This window comes from Kerstersia gyiorum, assembly GCF_004216755.1.
Taxonomy (GTDB): domain Bacteria; phylum Pseudomonadota; class Gammaproteobacteria; order Burkholderiales; family Burkholderiaceae_B; genus Kerstersia; species Kerstersia gyiorum.
Genome location: NZ_SGWZ01000007.1, coordinates 36,660 through 53,604 on the forward strand (window position 1 = coordinate 36,660; position 16,945 = coordinate 53,604).

The window sequence follows — 16,945 nt, forward strand, 5'->3', positions numbered from 1 at the left end:
ACATGCTGAACCTTGCCGAATACCGCCAGCGGCCCGCCTTGCTGGCCGACTGGCTGCCCTGGGCCGGACTGATCGCACCGGGTGTCGTCTTGAACAAGGACGGCAGCTTTCAGCGCACGGCGCGCTTTCGCGGGCCGGATCTGGACAGTGCCACGCAAGGCGAACTGATCGCCACCACGGCGCGGCTGAACAACGCGCTGCGCCGGCTGGGTTCGGGCTGGGCGCTGTTCGTGGAAGCCGAGCGCCAGCCAGCGGCGGACTATCCGCATTCCGACTTCCCCGAACCGCTGTCGTGGCTGGTGGACGAGGAGCGCCGCGCCGCCTTCGAGGAATCGGGCAACCACTACGAAAGCAGCTACCACCTGACGCTGGCCTACCTGCCGCCCGAAGAATCCCGCGCCCGTGCGGCCAAGCTGCTCTACGAGCACGCGCCGGGAGATGGCGTGGACTGGCGCGGTCGGCTCGATGCCTTTGTCGCGGAAACGGATCGGGTGTTCGACCTGCTCGACGGTTTGATGCCGGAAATCGGCTGGCTCGATGACTCGCAGACGCTGACCTACCTGCACGCCACGGTTTCGACGCGGCGCTACCGGATCGCCGTACCGGAAGTGCCTTTCCACCTTGACGCGCTGCTGGCCGATTCCGCCCTGGTCGGCGGCCTCGCGCCCATGCTGGGCGACCAGCATCTGCGCGTGGTATCCGTGCGAGGCTTCCCGACCTCGACCTGGCCGGGCCTGCTGGACGATCTCAACCGCCTGGGCTTTGCCTATCGCTGGTCAACCCGGTTCGTCTGCCTCGACAAAGCCGAGGCGGAAAAAGAGCTGGGCCGCCTGCGCCGCCAGTGGTTCGCCAAGCGCAAGAACGTCATCGCGCTGCTGCGAGAGACCATCTTCCAGCAGGAATCGCAGCTTGTGGATACGGATGCCAGCAACAAGGCGGCCGACGCGGACGCCGCCTTGCAGGAGCTGGGCAGCGATCAGGTCGCCTTCGGCTACCTCACCGCCACGGTGACGGTGCTCGATGCTGACCCGGCCGTGGCCGACGAAAAGCTGCGCATGGTGGAGCGCGTGATTCAGGGGCGTGGCTTCGTCACCATCCCCGAAACGCTCAACGCCGTGGATGCGTGGCTGTCGTCCATACCGGGCAATGCCTATGCCAACGTGCGCCAGCCTATTGTCTCGACGCTGAACCTGGCGCACATGATGCCGGTATCCGCCGTGTGGGCCGGGCCGGAGAAGAACGCCCACCTCGACGGCCCGCCGCTGATCGTCACCCGCACCGATGGCGCGACGCCGTTCCGGCTGGTGACGCACATCGGCGACGTGGGGCACACGCTGGTCGCCGGCCCGACCGGCATGGGCAAGTCCGTGCTGCTGGCGATGTTGGCCTTGCAGTTCCGCCGCTATGGTGGCTCGCGCATATTCGCCTTCGACATGGGACGATCCATGCGGGCGACGGTGCTGGGCCTGGGGGGCGAACACTACGACCTGGGCAATGACGGAGCGATTGCGTTCCAGCCACTTGCCCGTATTGACCAGGAGGGTTACCGCACCTGGGCTGCCGAATGGGTGGAAGGCCGCTTGCTGCACGAAGGAGTGGCGATCGGCCCGGACGAGAAATCCGCCATCTGGTCGGCGCTGGGGAGTCTTGCCGGTGCGCCCGTGGAGCAGCGCACGATGACCGGGCTATCGGTTCTGCTGCAATCGAACGCGCTGCGGCAGGCGTTGTCGCCCTATGTGCTAGGTGGAGCCCACGGCAAGCTGCTGGATGCCGATGCCGACCGCCTGGGTTCCGGCAGTGTGCAGTGCTTCGAGATGGAAGAGCTGATGCCCAGCAAGGCAGCGGTGCTGGCCGTGCTGGGCTACCTGTTCGCCCGCTTCGATGAACGCTTCGACGGCGCGCCCACGCTGCTGATCCTCGATGAAGCCTGGTTGTTCCTCGATGACCCTGTGTTCGCCGCCCGCATCCGCCAGTGGCTGAAGACGCTGCGCAAGAAGAACGTCAGCGTCATCTTCGCCACGCAATCGCTGGCCGACATCAAAGATTCGAGCATTGCCCCGGCGGTGATCGAAAGCTGCTCCAGTCGGATTTTCCTCCCTAACCCGCAGGCGACCGAACCGCAGATTCGCACAATCTACGAAGGCTTCGGCCTCAACAGCCGACAAATCAAAATCGTCGCCACAGCGCAGCCCAAGCGCGATTACTACTACCAATCGCGTCTAGGCAATCGCCTGTTCGACCTCGACCTGGGGCCGGCCGCGCTCGCCTTCGCGGGCGCATCCACACAGCAAAACCAACGCGACATTGACCGCGTGCTGATGCAGGCCGGCGCTCCCGGCTTCGCCGGCGCGTGGCTGCGTCATCGCGGCCTCGATTGGGCCGCCGACCTGCTGCCGTCCTCGCCGGCGGCGGCTTCTTTCCTTTCCCAACCACGACAGGAGAACCTGCCATGAAGACCCGTGTGCTTTCCGTTTCGCTCGCCGCCGTGCTATCGGTGTCGCTGCTGGCAGTGCAGCCCGCATCCGCGCTCACCGTGTTTGACCCGTCCAACTTCGTGCAGAACACGCTGACCGCCGTTCGCACGTTGGAGCAGATCAACAACCAGATCAACCAGCTTCAGAACGAAGCGCAGATGTTGATGAACCAGGCGCGCAACCTGGCGAATCTCGACTTCAACATCGTCAACCGGCTGCGCTCGACGCTCGCCACCACCGAACGCTTGATCGCCGAGGCGCAAGGGCTGGCTTTTGATGTGCAGAACATGGATGCCACGTTCTCGCGCCTGTACCCGGAGCAGTATGCCGCCACCATCAGCGGCGACCAGATGCTGCGCGATGCGCAGGAGCGCTGGAAGAACACCCTGAACGGCCTGCACACCGCGATGCGGATGCAGGCGCAGGTGTCGCAGAGCCTGACGCAAGACGAAAGCGCGCTGGCCGACCTCGTGAGTCAGAGCCAGTCGGCCACAGGTGCGCTGCAAGCCATGCAGGCGACGAACCAGCTTCTGGCCTTGCAGGCCAAGCAGTCCATCCAGGCCCAGCAACTCCAGATCACGCAAGACCGAGCGGCCTCGCTGGAACTGGCGCGGCAGGCAGCGGCTGTGGAACGCGGGCGTGAGGTGACCCGGCGCTTTCTGGGCAGCGGCACGCCGTACACGCCTGAGCGCGTGAATTTCTACGGGAACTGACGAGGAACTGCCATGAACAACGTGACGGTCATTGATCGCTTCCTCGATACCTTCTCGCGCTACATCGACTCGGGCTTTGGGCTGCTGCAGGGCGAAGTGGCATTCCTGACCGCCACGCTGATCGTCATCGACATGACGATTGCCGGGCTGTACTGGGCGATGAGCCACGCCACCGGCCAGGGCGAGGACGTGATCGCTAAGCTGCTGCGCAAGGTGCTCTACGTCGGTGCCTTCGCCTACATCCTCAACAACTTCAACTGGCTGGCCGGCATCGTGTTCCGCTCCTTTGCCGGACTGGGTCTGACCGCATCCGGCTCGACCCTGACGATGGAGAACTTTCTTCAGCCGGGCCGACTGGCCAAAACAGGCATTGACGCGGCTGCGCCGCTGCTTGACCAGATCAGCGACATGGCGGGTTTCCCCGAAGTGTTCGTGAACATGACGCCCATCGTAGTCATGTTTTTGGCCTGGGCGATGGTGATCCTGTGCTTCTTCGTGTTGGCGATCCAGCTCTTCATCACCCTGATCGAGTTCAAGCTGACCACGCTCGCGGGTTTCGTGCTGGTGCCGTTCGCGCTGTGGAACAAGACCAGCTTTCTGGCCGAAAAGGTGCTGGGCAATGTGGTGTCGTCGGGCATCAAGGTGCTGGTGCTGGCCGTGATCGTGGGCATCGGCTCAGGACTGTTTGCCCAGTTCCAGGTACATCCAGCCGAGCCCTCGATTGACCATGCGCTGGTCATCATGTTGGCCGCACTGACGCTGCTGGCGCTGGGAATCTTCGGACCGGGTATCGCGACCGGGCTGGTGTCGGGTGCGCCGCAGTTGGGCGCAGGTGCCATGGCCGGTGCGGCCCTTGGCGCTGCCGGCGCGGCAGTTGCCGTGGGGGCTGCTGCCACCGGGGTAGGTGGTGCCGTGATGGCCGGGGCAAGGATGGCACCGGCGGCGGCCAAGCTCGCGGGTGCTGGTGCGCGGGCCGCCACCTCAGCGGCTGGCAGCGCGAAGTCGGCATTTCAGGCCGGTTCCGCTGCTGCGGGCGGCGGTGCCAAAGGCGCGATGGCGGGATTGGGCAATGTTGCCAAGAGTGGTGCGCAAGCGGCTGGGCAACGCGCCAGTGCAGGCATCAAGTCAGCGGCAGCGAAGACGACTGCACCTTTCAAGGCAGGCAGGCAAGGCTCTGGCACAGATGGCGGCTCAGGTAGTGGCGCTGCCGCTTCCGGGCAGGCCGCCTCTGGCGAAGCCAGTTCTCAGAAGCAAGAACAACCCGGCTGGGCCAAACGCCTGCATCGCCGACAACAACTCACACAGGCCACCACGACCGCCGCGCACACGCTGCGCGGTGGCGACGGTGGCGGTTCGGGCCAAGGCCCGAGCCTGCGCGATTCCGATAGCTGACTTTCAAGGAGAACCCCATGCGATTCAAACGACCGCAGGTGCGCTATGCCGATACGCCGCAGCCTGCCACCCCGTATCAAGCCGCTGCCCAAGTCTGGGATGAGCGTATCGGCTCGGCCCGCGTGCAGGCGAAGAACTGGCGGCTGATGGCCTTTGGCTGCCTGGTGCTCGCGCTGCTGATGGCTGGCGGCCTGGTATGGCGATCAGCCCAGTCCATCGTCACGCCCTATGTCATCGAGGTCGATCAGTCCGGTCAGGTGCGCACTGTGGGTGAAGCGGCGACGCCATACCGGCCCACTGATGCGCAGACGGCGCACCACATTGCGCGTTTCGTGACGCTGGTGCGCTCACTGTCCATCGACCCTATCGTCGTGCGCCAGAACTGGCTCGATGCCTACGACTACGCCACCGATCGGGGCGCGGCGGTGCTTAACGACTACGCCCGCACTAATGATCCGTTCGCCCGCATCGGCAAGGAGTCGGTCACGGTGCAGATCACCAGCGTGGTTCGCGCCAGCGACACGTCGTTCAACGTCCGCTGGACAGAACGCCGCTACGTCAATGGCGCTGCTGCTGGGCTGGAACGATGGACGGCGGTGGTGTCCATCGTGCAGCAGACCCCACGCACTGAAGAACGCCTGCGCCGCAATCCGCTGGGCATCTACGTCAATGGCCTGTCGTGGAGCCGTGAACTGGATTCTTCTGAAGGAGTGAAGCCATGAATGCACGTTTCCGTAAAACCGCATTGCCGGTGATTCTGCTGGCATCGACTTTACTGTTTGCGGGCTGCGCTACGCAGGGCAAACCGCCGCCGGTAATCTCGCTCGATGAACCGGTGCAGGCCCAGCCATTGCCCGAGCCGCCCAAGCCCATCGAAGTCGTGGCGGTTCCCGAGCCCTTGGCGCTGCCCGCCCAGTTGAAACCGTTGCCGGCAGTCGATCCGGCCCCGGCTGTGCCGGAGCCTGCCGACGAGAAGGTGCGCGTCTCGCGTGCCAATGCCGAAGCGCGTATCGCGCCGACCCGAGAGGGCTATGTCAATGCAATCCAGGTCTGGCCATTCACCGACGGCGCGCTGTACCAGATCTATGCGTCCGTGGGCCGTGTGACGGTGATCGCGCTCCAGCCCGGCGAGGAACTGGTAACGGTCGCTGCGGGTGACACGGTGCGCTGGATCGTGGGCGACACGTCCAGCGGCAGCGGGGCCGATCTGCGAGTCAATGTGTTGGTCAAGCCTATTCGTTCTGGGTTGAAGACCAATCTGGTCATCACCACCAGCCGCAGGACGTACCTGCTGGAACTGACTTCGACCGACAAGGCATGGATGGCATCGGTGTCCTGGGACTATCCCAAGGATCGGATGCTGGCCTTGCAACGCCAGGCGCAGGCTGCCAGCGCCGCCGCGCCGGTCGATACCGGCCTCTCGCTGGAGAAGATCCGTTTCCGCTACGCGGTGTCGGGCAGCAATCCGCCGTGGAAGCCGCTGCGCGCTTTCGATGACGGCGAGAAGGTCTATATCCAGTTCCCGCCGGGTATCGCCCAAGGTGAGCTGCCGCCCTTGTTCGTCATCGGCGCGCAGGGCGATGGGCAACTGGTGAACTACCGTTTCCGCTCGCCGTACTACATCGTCGATCGGTTGTTCGGCGCGGCCGAACTGCGCCTGGGCGGTGATGACGGCGACGTGGTGCGGATCGAACGCACGGATGGCGTGGCGCGGAGGAACTGACCATGAGCCAGGACGACACCCCCGACCTCACCACGCCGCAGGCGGGCAAGGTCGCGCCCGAGGCGGTGGCGCTGCGCGCGCAGCCGCGCCCGGTCACGCGCCTGAACCGGCGCACGCTGGCCATCCTCGTCGGTGGCTTGTCGGTCGGCGTGATGGGCGCATTGATCTGGTCGCTGCAACCGCAGCAGCGCGGTGCGGGCGAATCCACGGAGTTGTACAACGTGGATCGCGTCTCGCGCTCGGAAGGACTGGATGCGCTGCCAACGGACTATTCCAAGCTGCCAGCGCTGCCGCAAGACGTGCCGGAACTGGGGCCACCGCTGCCGGGTGATTTGGGGCCAGCCATCGTCAATTCGCAGCAGCCGGTCGCCGCCACCTATGCCGCGCCGGGCTACGACCCCAACGATGCGCTGCGCAAGGAGGAAGAAGCGGCTGCAGCTTCGTCGGTGTTTTTCCGCACTGGCCCCCCGCAGGCTGCGCCCGTGGCGCAGTCGCAAGTCGCTGCCGCACCGGGCTTCGCGGCCAATGCTGCTTTCGATCCGCTGGCCGCTGGCCCGGCCTCGATGGCGGCCCAGCCTGCCGACCCAACTGCTGTGCAGAACCGGCAAGAGCAGAAAGAAGCGTTCCTGACTGTTAGTTCTGCGGAAACCCGTAACTCCGGCAACCTGCAAATGCCCACTTCGCCGTATCAGGTGATGGCCGGAACCGTCATTGCCGGGGCACTGGTCACTGGCATCAAGTCCGACCTGCCAGGCGATGTCATCGCCACGGTGACGGAACCGATCTATGACACCGCCACGGGCAAGTTTCTGCTGATCCCGCAGGGGGCGCGCATCCTGGGCAAGTACAACAGCCAGGTCAGCTACGGCCAGAGCCGCGTGCAGGTGGTGTGGAACCGGATCATCCTGCCAGATACGTCTTCGCTGACGCTCGACAACCTGATCGGCACCGACCCGGCGGGCTATGCCGGTCTGGAAGACGACGTGGACTGGCATTGGGATCGGATCTTTGCTGGTGCCGTGCTGACGACACTGCTGGGTGTGGGAGCCGAACTGGCCGCACCTGAAAACCGTCAGGACGGTGATCGCGTCATCATCGCCGGGCGCGACAGCTTGCAGGACACCGTGAATCAGGTGGGCCAGGAAGTGACCCGGCGCAACCTCAACATCCAGCCCACGCTGACCAGCCGCCCCGGCTTGCCGGTGCGCATCATCGTGAACCGCGATCTGGTGCTGCGGCCCTATCAGCCGCTGTTCTTCAACAAGGGGACTTCACGATGAGCACAACCAGGAAACTGCGGCTGGGGCCGCTGCCCAAGACCGAGAGCATCAAGCTGACCTTCGCCTGTCCGACCAGCTTGAAAGCCAACCTCGATCGCTACGCCGCGCTGCACGCTCAAGCGTATGGCGAGGCCGTGGATGCCATGACGCTGATCCCGCACATGCTGGAGGCATTCATGGCGGGGGATCGCGGATTCAAGAGAACAAGCACTACAACCTGAATTTGCCTGTCCAAATGACGTTAGCGGCTACGTTTTCAATATGACCATGTTTCCAACGAACTACAGGAGCTTGTGGTATCTGCCTACGCGCACGACCTGCTGTCGCTACACAGCGTTTGCTTTGAACCCATCTGATGCCAAGGCATCAGATGCCGCCTTCTGAGCTTCCTTGTGAGCCTGAGATACATCGAGTCCGCCATTCTGAACGAATGTTTTGACCTTCTTGTACGTGCGAAATTCATCCAGGCTGATATCCCCATTCTTCAGTTGATCAGAAACCAACATTTCAGCCGTGTGACGATCGTACTTTTTTACCAGCTGATCAAAGTCGAAATTTTCTTTCGCCTCACGGCATGTTCCAAGAACTTCGCGCCCAGCATCAATAAGCTTGCTCATATTTTTACCTCTTCCAGTTAGTCGATCAGGATCGTCGCTAGTGAGTCTTGACTAGCGACGGTTGCGGGATATCTGAGAAACACGAGACTGGGAGATCCCCAGCCGCCGCCCCACTTCAGCCTGAGACCAACCTTCGGCAAGGAGATGCATCGCTGCGTTGTCGCGCTGTTCGATGGTGACAGTGTTCGGATCGAAACGGGTTGTCTGTGCCAGACCGGGTACGGGCTCTTCGTAGTGAACAGTTCGACCATCTGTATGGCGAGCATTCACCTGAAGTGTTCCGGTTCGCTTATTCACTCGTACCTCGAAGGATGCGACATTGGGATCGCTTACCAGTTGTTGCGAAATCTCCCCAACAGACTCACGGCGAGAAGCCGGTTGGGGGGGGATAGGTGCGAGTGGTCGGGGAGCCATGTCGTCGTACGTCTCAGTTAAGTTACGCATACTGTAGCACGTTTCTAATGAAACTCATACTACTTTATGAGAAACATGGCTCTGCCGTTTGTCCTGCAGGACTTGAGCATTGGACAGACTGTTAAGCTACGGTCATGACAAGCATGCTGCTCTGCGTTGCCTATGTGCGATAGTGGCCGCCATAGCTTACTGCCGCTTACTTTCCCAACGCTCTTATATGGCTCCTAGCCCACAACGCTGCTGCCTTGGAGCGCGGCATGAAGTAGAGCCAAACCCGCGCCTCTTATAGACTTCTGGCTTGCAGGCTGTTTTCATAAAACGCTTGACGTCGGCCCTTTTTTGACCGCCAGCAGGCGAATCTGGCAGGCCGGGGCCGACAGATACGCAAGTTCCGCGAGGAAATTGTGCATTTGGCTATCTATCATTGATAAGATAGACCGTTTGCGCCATATGCAAATAAACGCTAGGCGTTAAAATTATTCCCCTTTTATTTCCCGTTCAACGGGCGCGTGCTTAAACCGGGTGGAAGATGGCTCTGATAGTTCACAAGTACGGCGGAACCTCCATGGGGTCTGTCGAAAGGATCAAGAATGTCGCGCGGCGCGTCGCCAAATGGCACGCTGCCGGCCATAAAGTCGTGGTGGTGCCGTCTGCCATGTCGGGCGAAACCAATCGCCTGCTCGGTCTGGCACGTGAAATTTCTGCCATGCCCGATGGTCGTGAACTCGACATGATCGCTGCTACCGGTGAGCAGGCCAGCAGCGGCCTGTTGGCCCTGGCCCTGCAGGCCGAAGGCGTGGCTGCGCGCAGCTATGCGGGTTGGCAAGTGCCGGTGCGTACCGATTCCGCCTACACCAAGGCGCGTATCCAGGAGATCGACGCCACCCGTGTGCAGGCGGATCTGGATGCTGGCCGCGTGGTCGTCATCACCGGTTTCCAGGGCGTGGATGACAACGGCTACATCACCACGCTGGGCCGTGGCGGCTCGGATACGTCGGCCGTGGCCATTGCTGCAGCGTTGGGTGCAGACGAGTGCCTGATCTACACCGATGTCGATGGCGTTTACACCACCGATCCGCGTATCGTCCCGGAAGCGCGCCGCCTGAATGTCGTTTCCTTCGAGGAAATGCTGGAAATGGCGTCGCTGGGTTCCAAGGTGCTGCAGATCCGCTCGGTGGAGTTCGCCGGCAAGTATCGTGTTCCGGTGCGCGTGCTGTCCTCGCTCACCGACCCCCTTATTCCGCTCGACGAAGAAATGCGCTCGGGCACGCTCATTACTTTCGAGGAAGACGAAAAAATGGAATCCGCCGTTGTCTCCGGCATCGCGTTCAGCCGCGATGAGGCCAAGATCACCCTGGTCGGCGTGCCCGACACCCCTGGCGTGGCATCGGCCATCCTGGGCCCGGTTGCTGCAGCCGGCATCGACGTGGATATGATCATCCAGAACCAGTCGGTCGAAGGCACGACGCTGTTCTCGTTCACGGTCAACCGCAATGAGCTGTTGCGCGCCCGCCAGGTGCTGGACACGCAAGTCGTGCCCGCCATCAAGGCCCGCGAAGTGCTGACCGACGAAAAGGTCTGCAAGGTTTCCATCGTCGGCATCGGCATGCGCTCCCACGTGGGCGTGGCGGCGCTGATGTTCGAAACGCTGGCCAAGGAAGGCATCAACATCCGCATGATCAGCACCAGTGAAATCAAGACCTCGGTCGTGATCGAAGACAAGTACATGGAGCTGGCCGTGCGTTCGCTGCACAAGGCCTTCGGCCTGGACGGCGAGCCCAAGGTCGCCTGATATTGTCATTTTCCTGCGCGTGCCTGTCCTTGGGGCAGGTGGCAGCGGCAGAAATAAACAGCTCTGCCGGGCATGTCCCGGCAGGGCTGTTTTGCTTCAGCAACACCGGCTGTGGTGTGGCCTGCGCGATACGTGATTTTTCCCGTGTTGGGAGTAAAATTTCCACGGCCTGCTCCCCGAAGGCGGGGCGGGCATCCGTTTACTTCCCCTCATTTGTCTGTCCATAGGCCACACGCGCACGCCCTGATCGCCAGTTTCCCTCCATCGGCTTCCCGTCCTGGACAGACCTTTGCCCCGGATGCGCGCAAGCCCGGGCTGGCTGTGGCCTAGATCCCCCTCATCATGAAACTGTACGGGCGTGCCTCGGGACGATCCTCCCGACCCGCGTATGCGCGTTTGTCGCAATCCCGTCCCGCCAGCTGCCTGGGTCTGTTGCGCGCCCAGGGTCCGCCAGGCCGGGCATGGGGCCAGGCAGGCGTCTCCCTTTCCTGAATCCGTGTTGCGGATTCTTCTTCCGGATTCTCCTTTTCGCGGATTTCCTTTGCGTTTTACCGGCAGTTTCGCCGGTGCTTCGAGGTTCTTATGTTGCGGCAACTGCTGGCCAATGCGCTGGCGCCATTACTCGGCCTGTTCATCATTTGCATCGGTAACGGGTTTATTTCTTCTCTGACGTCGATCAGGCTGGATGCGGTGGGTGAATCGGCCATCGTCGTCGGTATCGTTTCTTCCGCCTATTTCATCGGCCTGACCCTGGGGGCCATGTTCAATGATCGCCTGATCGTGCGCATCGGACACATCCGCGCATACAGCAGCTTTGCCTCGCTGATCGCCGTGACGGTGCTGTTGCAGGGCCTGTTCCTGGATGCCTGGGGCTGGGCGCTGTTGCGCCTGCTCAACGGCTGGGCGACGGTGGGCGTGTTCCTGGTGGTGGAAAGCTGGCTGCTGATGGCGGCAGACCCGAAATTGCGCGGGCGGCTGCTGGCGGTCTATATGATCTCGCTGTACGGCGCGGGCATGTTGGGCCAGGCCATGCTTGGCGCGGTGGATGCCTCCGGTGCGGCCGCCCCTTTCATGGTGGCCGGCATGCTGGCCTCGCTGTCGGTGATGCCCATGGTGATTCTGCCCCGGGTGTCGCCCATTGTCGAACGGGTGGAACCCTTGTCGCCGCACAAGCTGCTGCGCATGTCACCTACCGGCGTTATCGGCTGCTTCGGCTCCGGCGTGGCTATCGCTGCGGTCTATACCCTGTTGCCGCTGTACCTGCAGCGTATCGGGCTGAGCGTAGGCGACATCGGCCGGATGATGGCCATCACGATTCTCGGTGCGATGGTCTTGCAGTATCCGGTCGGTCGCTGGTCGGACAGGCAAAGCCGCCAGGTCGTGCTGATTTCCCTGAGCGTGTTCTGCACGCTGCTTTCGCTGGCCATCCTGCTGCTGCCGGCGTCGCTGCCACTGATGTCCGTCCTGCTGTTCCTGCTGGGCGGTGGCGTGTTTGCTATCTATCCGGTCTCGGTCAGCCATGCGGCAGATCGAGCCACGGCCGATGCGCTGGTGCGCATGATCCAGGGTTTGTTGTTGATCAATTCGCTGGGGTCGGTCATCAGCCCGCTGGCGATTGCACCCATGATGACCTGGATGGGCGCAAGCGGTCTGTTCTGGGCCTTTGCCTTGCTGAATCTGATGATGTTGGGGCTGTATGTGTGGCGCCGTCAGGAACGGCCGGCCCCGGCGCCCGCAGCGCCTTTCGCGGCGGCATCACAGATGTCGCCTACTGGGGTGGAATTGCGAGTGACCGAGGATATGGTTCAGGGGGCGCTGGATAATGAGCTGCTGGACCCATCGCAGGGCAATAACACCGCCACAGTGCCGGCACGCCCCTGAAACAATGGGGGCAGCTTACTGGTAGCGGGCAGCAGGCAGGATTGCCTGCTGCCCGCCTGGTGTCTGCCCGCAGAAGGGAGTCAGGCCGCTGCCGCGGGGGTGTCATCAGGCACGCCCCCCAAAGCCTGCCACAGTTTCAGTTGATTGATGCGCTGGTTGAGCTGGGCTTCCCAAAGCGAGGTTTCACTGCTGCGGCGAGCGTCCTGCGCATCCAGCAGGGTCTTCAGGTCCACGGCTCCCGCCTGGTAGCGGACTTGTTGCAACCGTTCTGTCTCACGCGCGGCATCCAGCGCCAATTGGCGTTGCGACGTTTCCGAGGTATAGCGTGTCTGCGCAGAGAGGGCATTTTCCACTTCCGCGAAAGCCTGATAAAGCGTCTGGCGGAAACTGATGACGGCCAGTTCCGTATCGGTGTCGGCGATATCCCGGTTCAGGCGCATTTCCGTGGCTTGCAGGAATGGCAGGCTGAGGCCGGCCCCGAGGGTGGCCACAGGGTTGGACAGCAGGTTGAGCAGGGCGCTGCTGCTGGTGCCCAGCGCACCCGTCAAAGACAGGCGCGGGTAGTAGTCTGCCCGGGTGGCGTCGGCGCTGGCGTAGCTCTTGCGCAGCCGCAGTTCCGCCGCCTGCACGTCCGGGCGGCGGGCCAGCAGGCTGGCCGGCAGCCCGGCGGCCAGATCGTGCAGACGGGTGTCGGGCAGTTGTAGTGGCACGGGCAGCTCGGTGCTGGGCGGTGCATCGCGCAACAGCGCCAGTGCGCGCAGATTCTCGTCCCGGCTTTGCAGTAGCTGGGCGTGCGTACTCTCCAGGGCCGCCAGGTTGCGGGTGATTTCAGCCAGGTCCAGGGCGCTGGCGGCGCCGGCGCGGTGCTGCACGTTGACGATCTGCCAGGTTTTGCGGGCATTGGCGATATTTTCGCTGCTGGCCGCGACGCGCTGGTTGAGATAGCCGGCCTGCCAGTAGAGTGAGGCCGTGGTCACAACCAGGCCCTGGCGCACGGCTTCGCGGTCTGCGTCGGTGGCCTGGGCTTCCCATTGGGCCGCAGCGTCCCGGGATGACAGGCGGCCCCAGAGATCCCATTCATAGGAAAGCCCCAGCCGGGCGCTGCTCTGGCGGCTTTCATTGCCATGGTCGAGATCCTGGCTCAGGCTGTTGCTGGCATCGGCCGACAGCGCCGGGCGCAGCGCATCTGCGCTCAGACCGGCCTGCAGGCGCGCTCGCCGGGTCTTCAGGCTGGCGCTGGCAAGGTCGCTGTTGCGGTTCAGGACATCGGCAATCCAGCGGTCCAGCAGCGGGTCATCGAATTGCTGCCACCAGCCGGTCGCGCTGTCTGCACTCGCCAGCACCAGTGGTGTGGCGGCGGTTGCCTGCCAGGCCGAAGGTAGGTTCAGGTCCGGCTGGGAGTACGGCGTATGGACGGCGCAGCCGGATACCAGCAAAGTCAGCAACAGGCTGGCGCCGCCGTGACGCAAGGAGAACGGAACAGGCATGGTTATCCTTTCGAGAGAGCGACGATGGGGTCCAGGTTGGCAGCGCTGCGTGCGGGCAGGTAACCGAACACAATGCCGACGAGGCTGGAGCAGGCCACTGCGGCCACCATGGACATGGATGAAAACACCATCGAAAAGCCGGTGCTGAACACGGAGAACAGGGCGCCTATGCCGAGCGCACCAAGAATGCCCAGCACGCCGCCAAACAGGCAGACCAGAACCGCTTCGATCAGGAACTGTTGCATGATGTCGCTGCGCCGCGCGCCGATCGCCATGCGTACCCCGATTTCGCCGGTGCGTTCAGTCACGGAAACCAGCATGATGTTCATCACGCCAATACCGCCGACGACCAGCGAAATCAGCGCGATGGCGGAAATCAGCAGGCGCATGGTGGCGCTGGTGCTTTCAATGGTGTTGCGGATGCTGTCGGTATTGACGATGAAGAAGTCCTGCGCCTTGTGCCGCCGGGTCAGCAGCGTTTCCACGCCTTGCTGCGCGGCAGTGGTAGAGATGTTATCGGCGACCCGGATGGTGATGTTGCGCAGGTAGGATTGCCCCAGAATACGGCTCATCGCTGTGGTGTAGGGCACCCAGACATTGAGCTGTTCGCTGTTGCCGAAAGGCGATTCGTTTTTTGCGGTCACGCCGATGACTCGCACCGGCACGTTACCCAGCAGGATGACCTGGCCGATGGGGTCGGTGTTTGGGCCGAACAGGGTGTTGCGGGTATTCTGGTCGATCACGGCTTCCTGCGCAAGGTTGCGCACGCCCGCTGCATTGAAGGCATGGCCGTCTTCAATGCTCAGGCCCTTCACGCGGAAATACTGCTCATTGACGCCGTTGATCTGGCCGCTGGCAGAGGTGTTGCCAAAGCGCAGGCTGGCGTTGGTGCTGACCAGCGGCGTAATGCTATCGACATAAGGTTGCTGCGCCAGCGCATCGACGTCGCCGGGCAGCAAGGTGCGTATGCGCCCTGAGCGCTCGTCGCCGAAGCCGCGGCCGGAATATATTTCCAGGGTATTGGTGCCGATGGCGCTGATGTCGGCCAGCACGCGCTGGCGCGAGCCTTCGCCCAGCGCCACGACGGAGACGACCGATGCGATGCCGATGATGATGCCGAGCATCGTCAGGAAGGTGCGCAGCTTGTGCGCGCGCATGGCGCGCCATGCCATGCGTGCTGCTTCCAGGTAGCGGTCGCTGTTGCGCGTGCGGCCAGCGGCCTCCGGTGCCGGGGACTCCGGGGCGGCAGTGGTCGCTGCCGGCGCATCCGAATTGGCGCGGTCGGCGACAATGCGGCCGTCATGAATTTCGATGATGCGTTGGGCATGGCGCGCCACGTTCATGTCATGGGTGACGATGATGACGGTATGGCCGCGGCCGTGCAGTTCCTGCAGGATGTCCAGTACATCTTTGCCGCTGCGGCTGTCCAGCGCGCCGGTGGGCTCGTCGGCCAGGACGATCTGGCCGCCGTTCATCAGCGCGCGCGCAATGCTGACCCGTTGCTGTTGTCCGCCCGAAAGCTCGCTGGGCAGGTGCAGGGCACGATCGGCCAGCCCCAGGCGACCCAGCAACGCCAGGGCGCGCTGATCACGTTCCTGTCCACTGACGCCGGCGTAGATGGCCGGGGTTTCCACGTTGTCCCTGGCGTTGAGGTCAGGCAGCAGGTGGTAACGCTGGAAAATGAAGCCGAAGCGCTCGCGCCGCAATGCCGCCAGGCCGTCGGCATCCAGACTGGCGACGTTCTTGCCGGCGATCCGGTATTCCCCGCCGGAGGCGCGATCCAGGCACCCCAACAGGTTCATCAACGTCGACTTGCCAGAGCCGGAGGCGCCGACGATGGCGACCATCTCGCCCGCCCGGATCTGCAGGTCGATGTCTTGCAGCACCGTCACACACTGTTCGCCGCTTCCGAATTCGCGGCGGATGCCGCGCATGTCCAACAAAGGGGTTGCGCTATCCATCACAGCCTCATGCCCGGGCCGCGGCGCATGCCGCCAGTGCTGGACAACTGGCTCGCATCTCCCAGGATGACGGCGTCGCCGACGGCCAGTCCTGACAGCACTTCCGCCTGAATCTGGTTGTCCATGCCGATTGTGATGTGCCGCTCTTCGGGGCGTCCCTGGGCATTCAGCACGCGCACCAGATAGCTGCCGTCGGGCTGGCTGGCGCCTAGTGCCGACGAGGGAATGACCAGTGCATCTTCGGCCTGCTTGAGGACGATGTAGACCTGTGCCGTCATGTCTATGCGCAACAGGCCGTCGGGGTTGGCGACTTCGAACAGGCCGTTGTAATACACCGCGGAACTCGATGAGGAACTGCTCGAAGTGCTGCTGCTCGATGAGCTGCTGCTGCTCGTGCTGCTTTCCGGCGCCGGCTCGATGGCGCGCAGTACCGCGCTGCGGCGCTGGCCGGGTTGGCCCAGGATGGTGAAGTAAACCGGATCGCCGGGCGCGACGCGCACCACGTCCGCTTCGGAAATCTGTGCCTTGACGGTAAGCGTATCGAGCTGGGCGATGGTCAGGATGGTAGGGGTTTGCTGGTTGGCGTTGAGTGTTTGGCCTTCCTCGGCGGACAGGCCGACGACTACGCCATCTATGGGGGCGGAGATGCGCGTATAGCCCAGGTCCAGCGTGGCGGTATCGACGGCAACCGAAGCCTGTTCAACCTGTGCCTTGACCGATTCCAGGCCGGCACGGGCGGCAGCCAGCGTAGCGACGGCGGCTTCATAGGCTTCGCGGGAGCTGGCGTCTGCGGCCAGCATGGTTTTCTGGCGCGTGTGGGCCAGTTCCGCCTGCTTGAGCTGGGCCTGGCGTGAAGCCTGCTCGGCACGGGCGCTGGCCAGCCCGGCCTGTGCGTTGCGCAGCACGTTCTCCTGGGGCAGGGAGTCGATCTCGGCCAGCAATTGTCCTTTTTCGACTCGGTCGCCCAATTCGACCTTCAGACTGACGAGTTGCCCGGAAACTTGCGCGCCGACGTCCACCTGCTTGTACGCTTGCAGCGTGCCGGTGGCAAGGACTGTGTCCTCGATGGCGGCCCGGCGTACGGGAACGGTGACAAAGCTGCTGTCGGCGCCGGATGAAGTCAGCAGGGGATAGCTTGCGGCTGCAACGGCAGCGGCTGCGGCGATGCCGCAGCCTGCCAGCAGCCAGCGGCGGGAGATACGTGCCATGGC

General features: G+C 63.3%; 14 protein-coding genes. 9 read left to right on the forward strand and 5 right to left on the reverse strand.

The genetic code is table 11. The features are described 5' to 3' along the window. Positions 1 to 2 precede the first annotated feature (2 nt). Genes trbE through EV679_RS16140 form a run of 7 tightly spaced genes read left to right on the forward strand, consistent with a single transcriptional unit; the run spans position 3 to position 7,803 of the window. Positions 3 to 2,453, forward strand: a complete 2,451-nt coding sequence (gene trbE, locus EV679_RS16110) for a conjugal transfer protein TrbE (RefSeq protein ID WP_130487767.1) — start codon at positions 3 to 5, stop codon at positions 2,451 to 2,453. Further along, entirely contained in the window at positions 2,450 to 3,187 is a 738-nt protein-coding gene (gene trbJ / locus EV679_RS16115; RefSeq protein WP_130487768.1) for a P-type conjugative transfer protein TrbJ, read from the forward strand. The genes trbE and trbJ overlap by 4 nt, the downstream gene beginning before the upstream one ends. Before the next feature lie 12 nt (positions 3,188 to 3,199). Continuing rightward, positions 3,200 to 4,579 (forward strand): P-type conjugative transfer protein TrbL, encoded by a 1,380-nt coding sequence (gene trbL / locus EV679_RS16120; RefSeq protein WP_130487769.1) that lies wholly within the window; start codon positions 3,200 to 3,202, stop codon positions 4,577 to 4,579. A 17-nt stretch (positions 4,580 to 4,596) separates the two neighbouring features. Then, complete coding sequence (trbF, locus tag EV679_RS16125; protein ID WP_130487770.1) at positions 4,597 to 5,301, forward strand: conjugal transfer protein TrbF; 705 nt, start codon at positions 4,597 to 4,599, stop codon at positions 5,299 to 5,301. Beyond that, complete coding sequence (gene trbG, locus EV679_RS16130) at positions 5,298 to 6,302, forward strand: P-type conjugative transfer protein TrbG (RefSeq protein ID WP_130487771.1); 1,005 nt, start codon at positions 5,298 to 5,300, stop codon at positions 6,300 to 6,302. Before trbF ends, trbG begins: the two co-directional genes overlap by 4 nt. A 2-nt stretch (positions 6,303 to 6,304) precedes the next feature. Beyond that, complete coding sequence (locus EV679_RS16135) at positions 6,305 to 7,582, forward strand: TraB/TrbI/VirB10 family type IV secretion system protein (RefSeq protein ID WP_130487772.1); 1,278 nt, start codon at positions 6,305 to 6,307, stop codon at positions 7,580 to 7,582. Continuing rightward, positions 7,579 to 7,803: a DUF2274 domain-containing protein gene (locus tag EV679_RS16140; protein ID WP_130487773.1), complete on the forward strand. Its 225-nt coding sequence runs from the start codon at positions 7,579 to 7,581 to the stop codon at positions 7,801 to 7,803. The genes EV679_RS16135 and EV679_RS16140 overlap by 4 nt, the downstream gene beginning before the upstream one ends. Before the next feature lie 105 nt (positions 7,804 to 7,908). Here EV679_RS16140 and EV679_RS16145 read toward each other — a convergent pair whose 3' ends face one another. Both EV679_RS16145 and EV679_RS18075 read right to left on the reverse strand, forming a co-directional pair. After that, positions 7,909 to 8,199: a hypothetical protein gene (locus EV679_RS16145; RefSeq protein WP_130487774.1), complete on the reverse strand. Its 291-nt coding sequence runs from the start codon at positions 8,197 to 8,199 to the stop codon at positions 7,909 to 7,911. A 51-nt stretch (positions 8,200 to 8,250) separates the two neighbouring features. Further along, positions 8,251 to 8,643, reverse strand: coding sequence for a helix-turn-helix domain-containing protein (locus EV679_RS18075; RefSeq protein WP_083953781.1), 393 nt, complete (start codon positions 8,641 to 8,643; stop codon positions 8,251 to 8,253). A 499-nt stretch (positions 8,644 to 9,142) separates the two neighbouring features. On the opposite strand from EV679_RS18075, the gene EV679_RS16155 reads away from it, so the two are divergent. Further along, the gene (locus EV679_RS16155) at positions 9,143 to 10,405 is read left to right on the forward strand and encodes an aspartate kinase (protein WP_068370337.1); all 1,263 of its coding nucleotides are present in this window, start codon (positions 9,143 to 9,145) and stop codon (positions 10,403 to 10,405) included. A gap of 582 nt (positions 10,406 to 10,987) precedes the next feature. Then, positions 10,988 to 12,286: an MFS transporter gene (locus EV679_RS16160; RefSeq protein ID WP_068370335.1), complete on the forward strand. Its 1,299-nt coding sequence runs from the start codon at positions 10,988 to 10,990 to the stop codon at positions 12,284 to 12,286. An 80-nt stretch (positions 12,287 to 12,366) separates the two neighbouring features. On the opposite strand, the gene EV679_RS16165 is transcribed toward EV679_RS16160, so the two are convergent. Genes EV679_RS16165 through EV679_RS16175 form a run of 3 tightly spaced genes read right to left on the reverse strand, consistent with a single transcriptional unit; the run spans position 12,367 to position 16,942 of the window. Next, entirely contained in the window at positions 12,367 to 13,773 is a 1,407-nt protein-coding gene (locus EV679_RS16165) for an efflux transporter outer membrane subunit (protein ID WP_130487775.1), read from the reverse strand. 2 nt (positions 13,774 to 13,775) lie between these two features. Continuing rightward, the gene (locus tag EV679_RS16170; protein WP_068370331.1) at positions 13,776 to 15,734 is read right to left on the reverse strand and encodes a MacB family efflux pump subunit; all 1,959 of its coding nucleotides are present in this window, start codon (positions 15,732 to 15,734) and stop codon (positions 13,776 to 13,778) included. Next, positions 15,734 to 16,942, reverse strand: a complete 1,209-nt coding sequence (locus EV679_RS16175) for an efflux RND transporter periplasmic adaptor subunit (protein ID WP_068370329.1) — start codon at positions 16,940 to 16,942, stop codon at positions 15,734 to 15,736. The genes EV679_RS16170 and EV679_RS16175 overlap by 1 nt, the downstream gene beginning before the upstream one ends. Positions 16,943 to 16,945 lie beyond the last annotated feature (3 nt).

What these genes read in the sequence shown, in the direction of transcription:
- trbE (WP_130487767.1), top strand. Translation starts at nt 3, where the DNA reads ATGCTGAACCTTGCCGAATACCGCCAGCGGCCCGCCTTGCTGGCCGAC.
- trbJ (WP_130487768.1), top strand. Translation starts at nt 2,450, where the DNA reads ATGAAGACCCGTGTGCTTTCCGTTTCGCTCGCCGCCGTGCTATCGGTG.
- trbL (WP_130487769.1), top strand. Translation starts at nt 3,200, where the DNA reads ATGAACAACGTGACGGTCATTGATCGCTTCCTCGATACCTTCTCGCGC.
- trbF (WP_130487770.1), top strand. Translation starts at nt 4,597, where the DNA reads ATGCGATTCAAACGACCGCAGGTGCGCTATGCCGATACGCCGCAGCCT.
- trbG (WP_130487771.1), top strand. Translation starts at nt 5,298, where the DNA reads ATGAATGCACGTTTCCGTAAAACCGCATTGCCGGTGATTCTGCTGGCA.
- EV679_RS16135 (WP_130487772.1), top strand. Translation starts at nt 6,305, where the DNA reads ATGAGCCAGGACGACACCCCCGACCTCACCACGCCGCAGGCGGGCAAG.
- EV679_RS16140 (WP_130487773.1), top strand. Translation starts at nt 7,579, where the DNA reads ATGAGCACAACCAGGAAACTGCGGCTGGGGCCGCTGCCCAAGACCGAG.
- EV679_RS16145 (WP_130487774.1), bottom strand. Translation starts at nt 8,199, where the DNA reads ATGAGCAAGCTTATTGATGCTGGGCGCGAAGTTCTTGGAACATGCCGT.
- EV679_RS18075 (WP_083953781.1), bottom strand. Translation starts at nt 8,643, where the DNA reads ATGCGTAACTTAACTGAGACGTACGACGACATGGCTCCCCGACCACTC.
- EV679_RS16155 (WP_068370337.1), top strand. Translation starts at nt 9,143, where the DNA reads ATGGCTCTGATAGTTCACAAGTACGGCGGAACCTCCATGGGGTCTGTC.
- EV679_RS16160 (WP_068370335.1), top strand. Translation starts at nt 10,988, where the DNA reads ATGTTGCGGCAACTGCTGGCCAATGCGCTGGCGCCATTACTCGGCCTG.
- EV679_RS16165 (WP_130487775.1), bottom strand. Translation starts at nt 13,773, where the DNA reads ATGCCTGTTCCGTTCTCCTTGCGTCACGGCGGCGCCAGCCTGTTGCTG.
- EV679_RS16170 (WP_068370331.1), bottom strand. Translation starts at nt 15,734, where the DNA reads ATGGATAGCGCAACCCCTTTGTTGGACATGCGCGGCATCCGCCGCGAA.
- EV679_RS16175 (WP_068370329.1), bottom strand. Translation starts at nt 16,942, where the DNA reads ATGGCACGTATCTCCCGCCGCTGGCTGCTGGCAGGCTGCGGCATCGCC.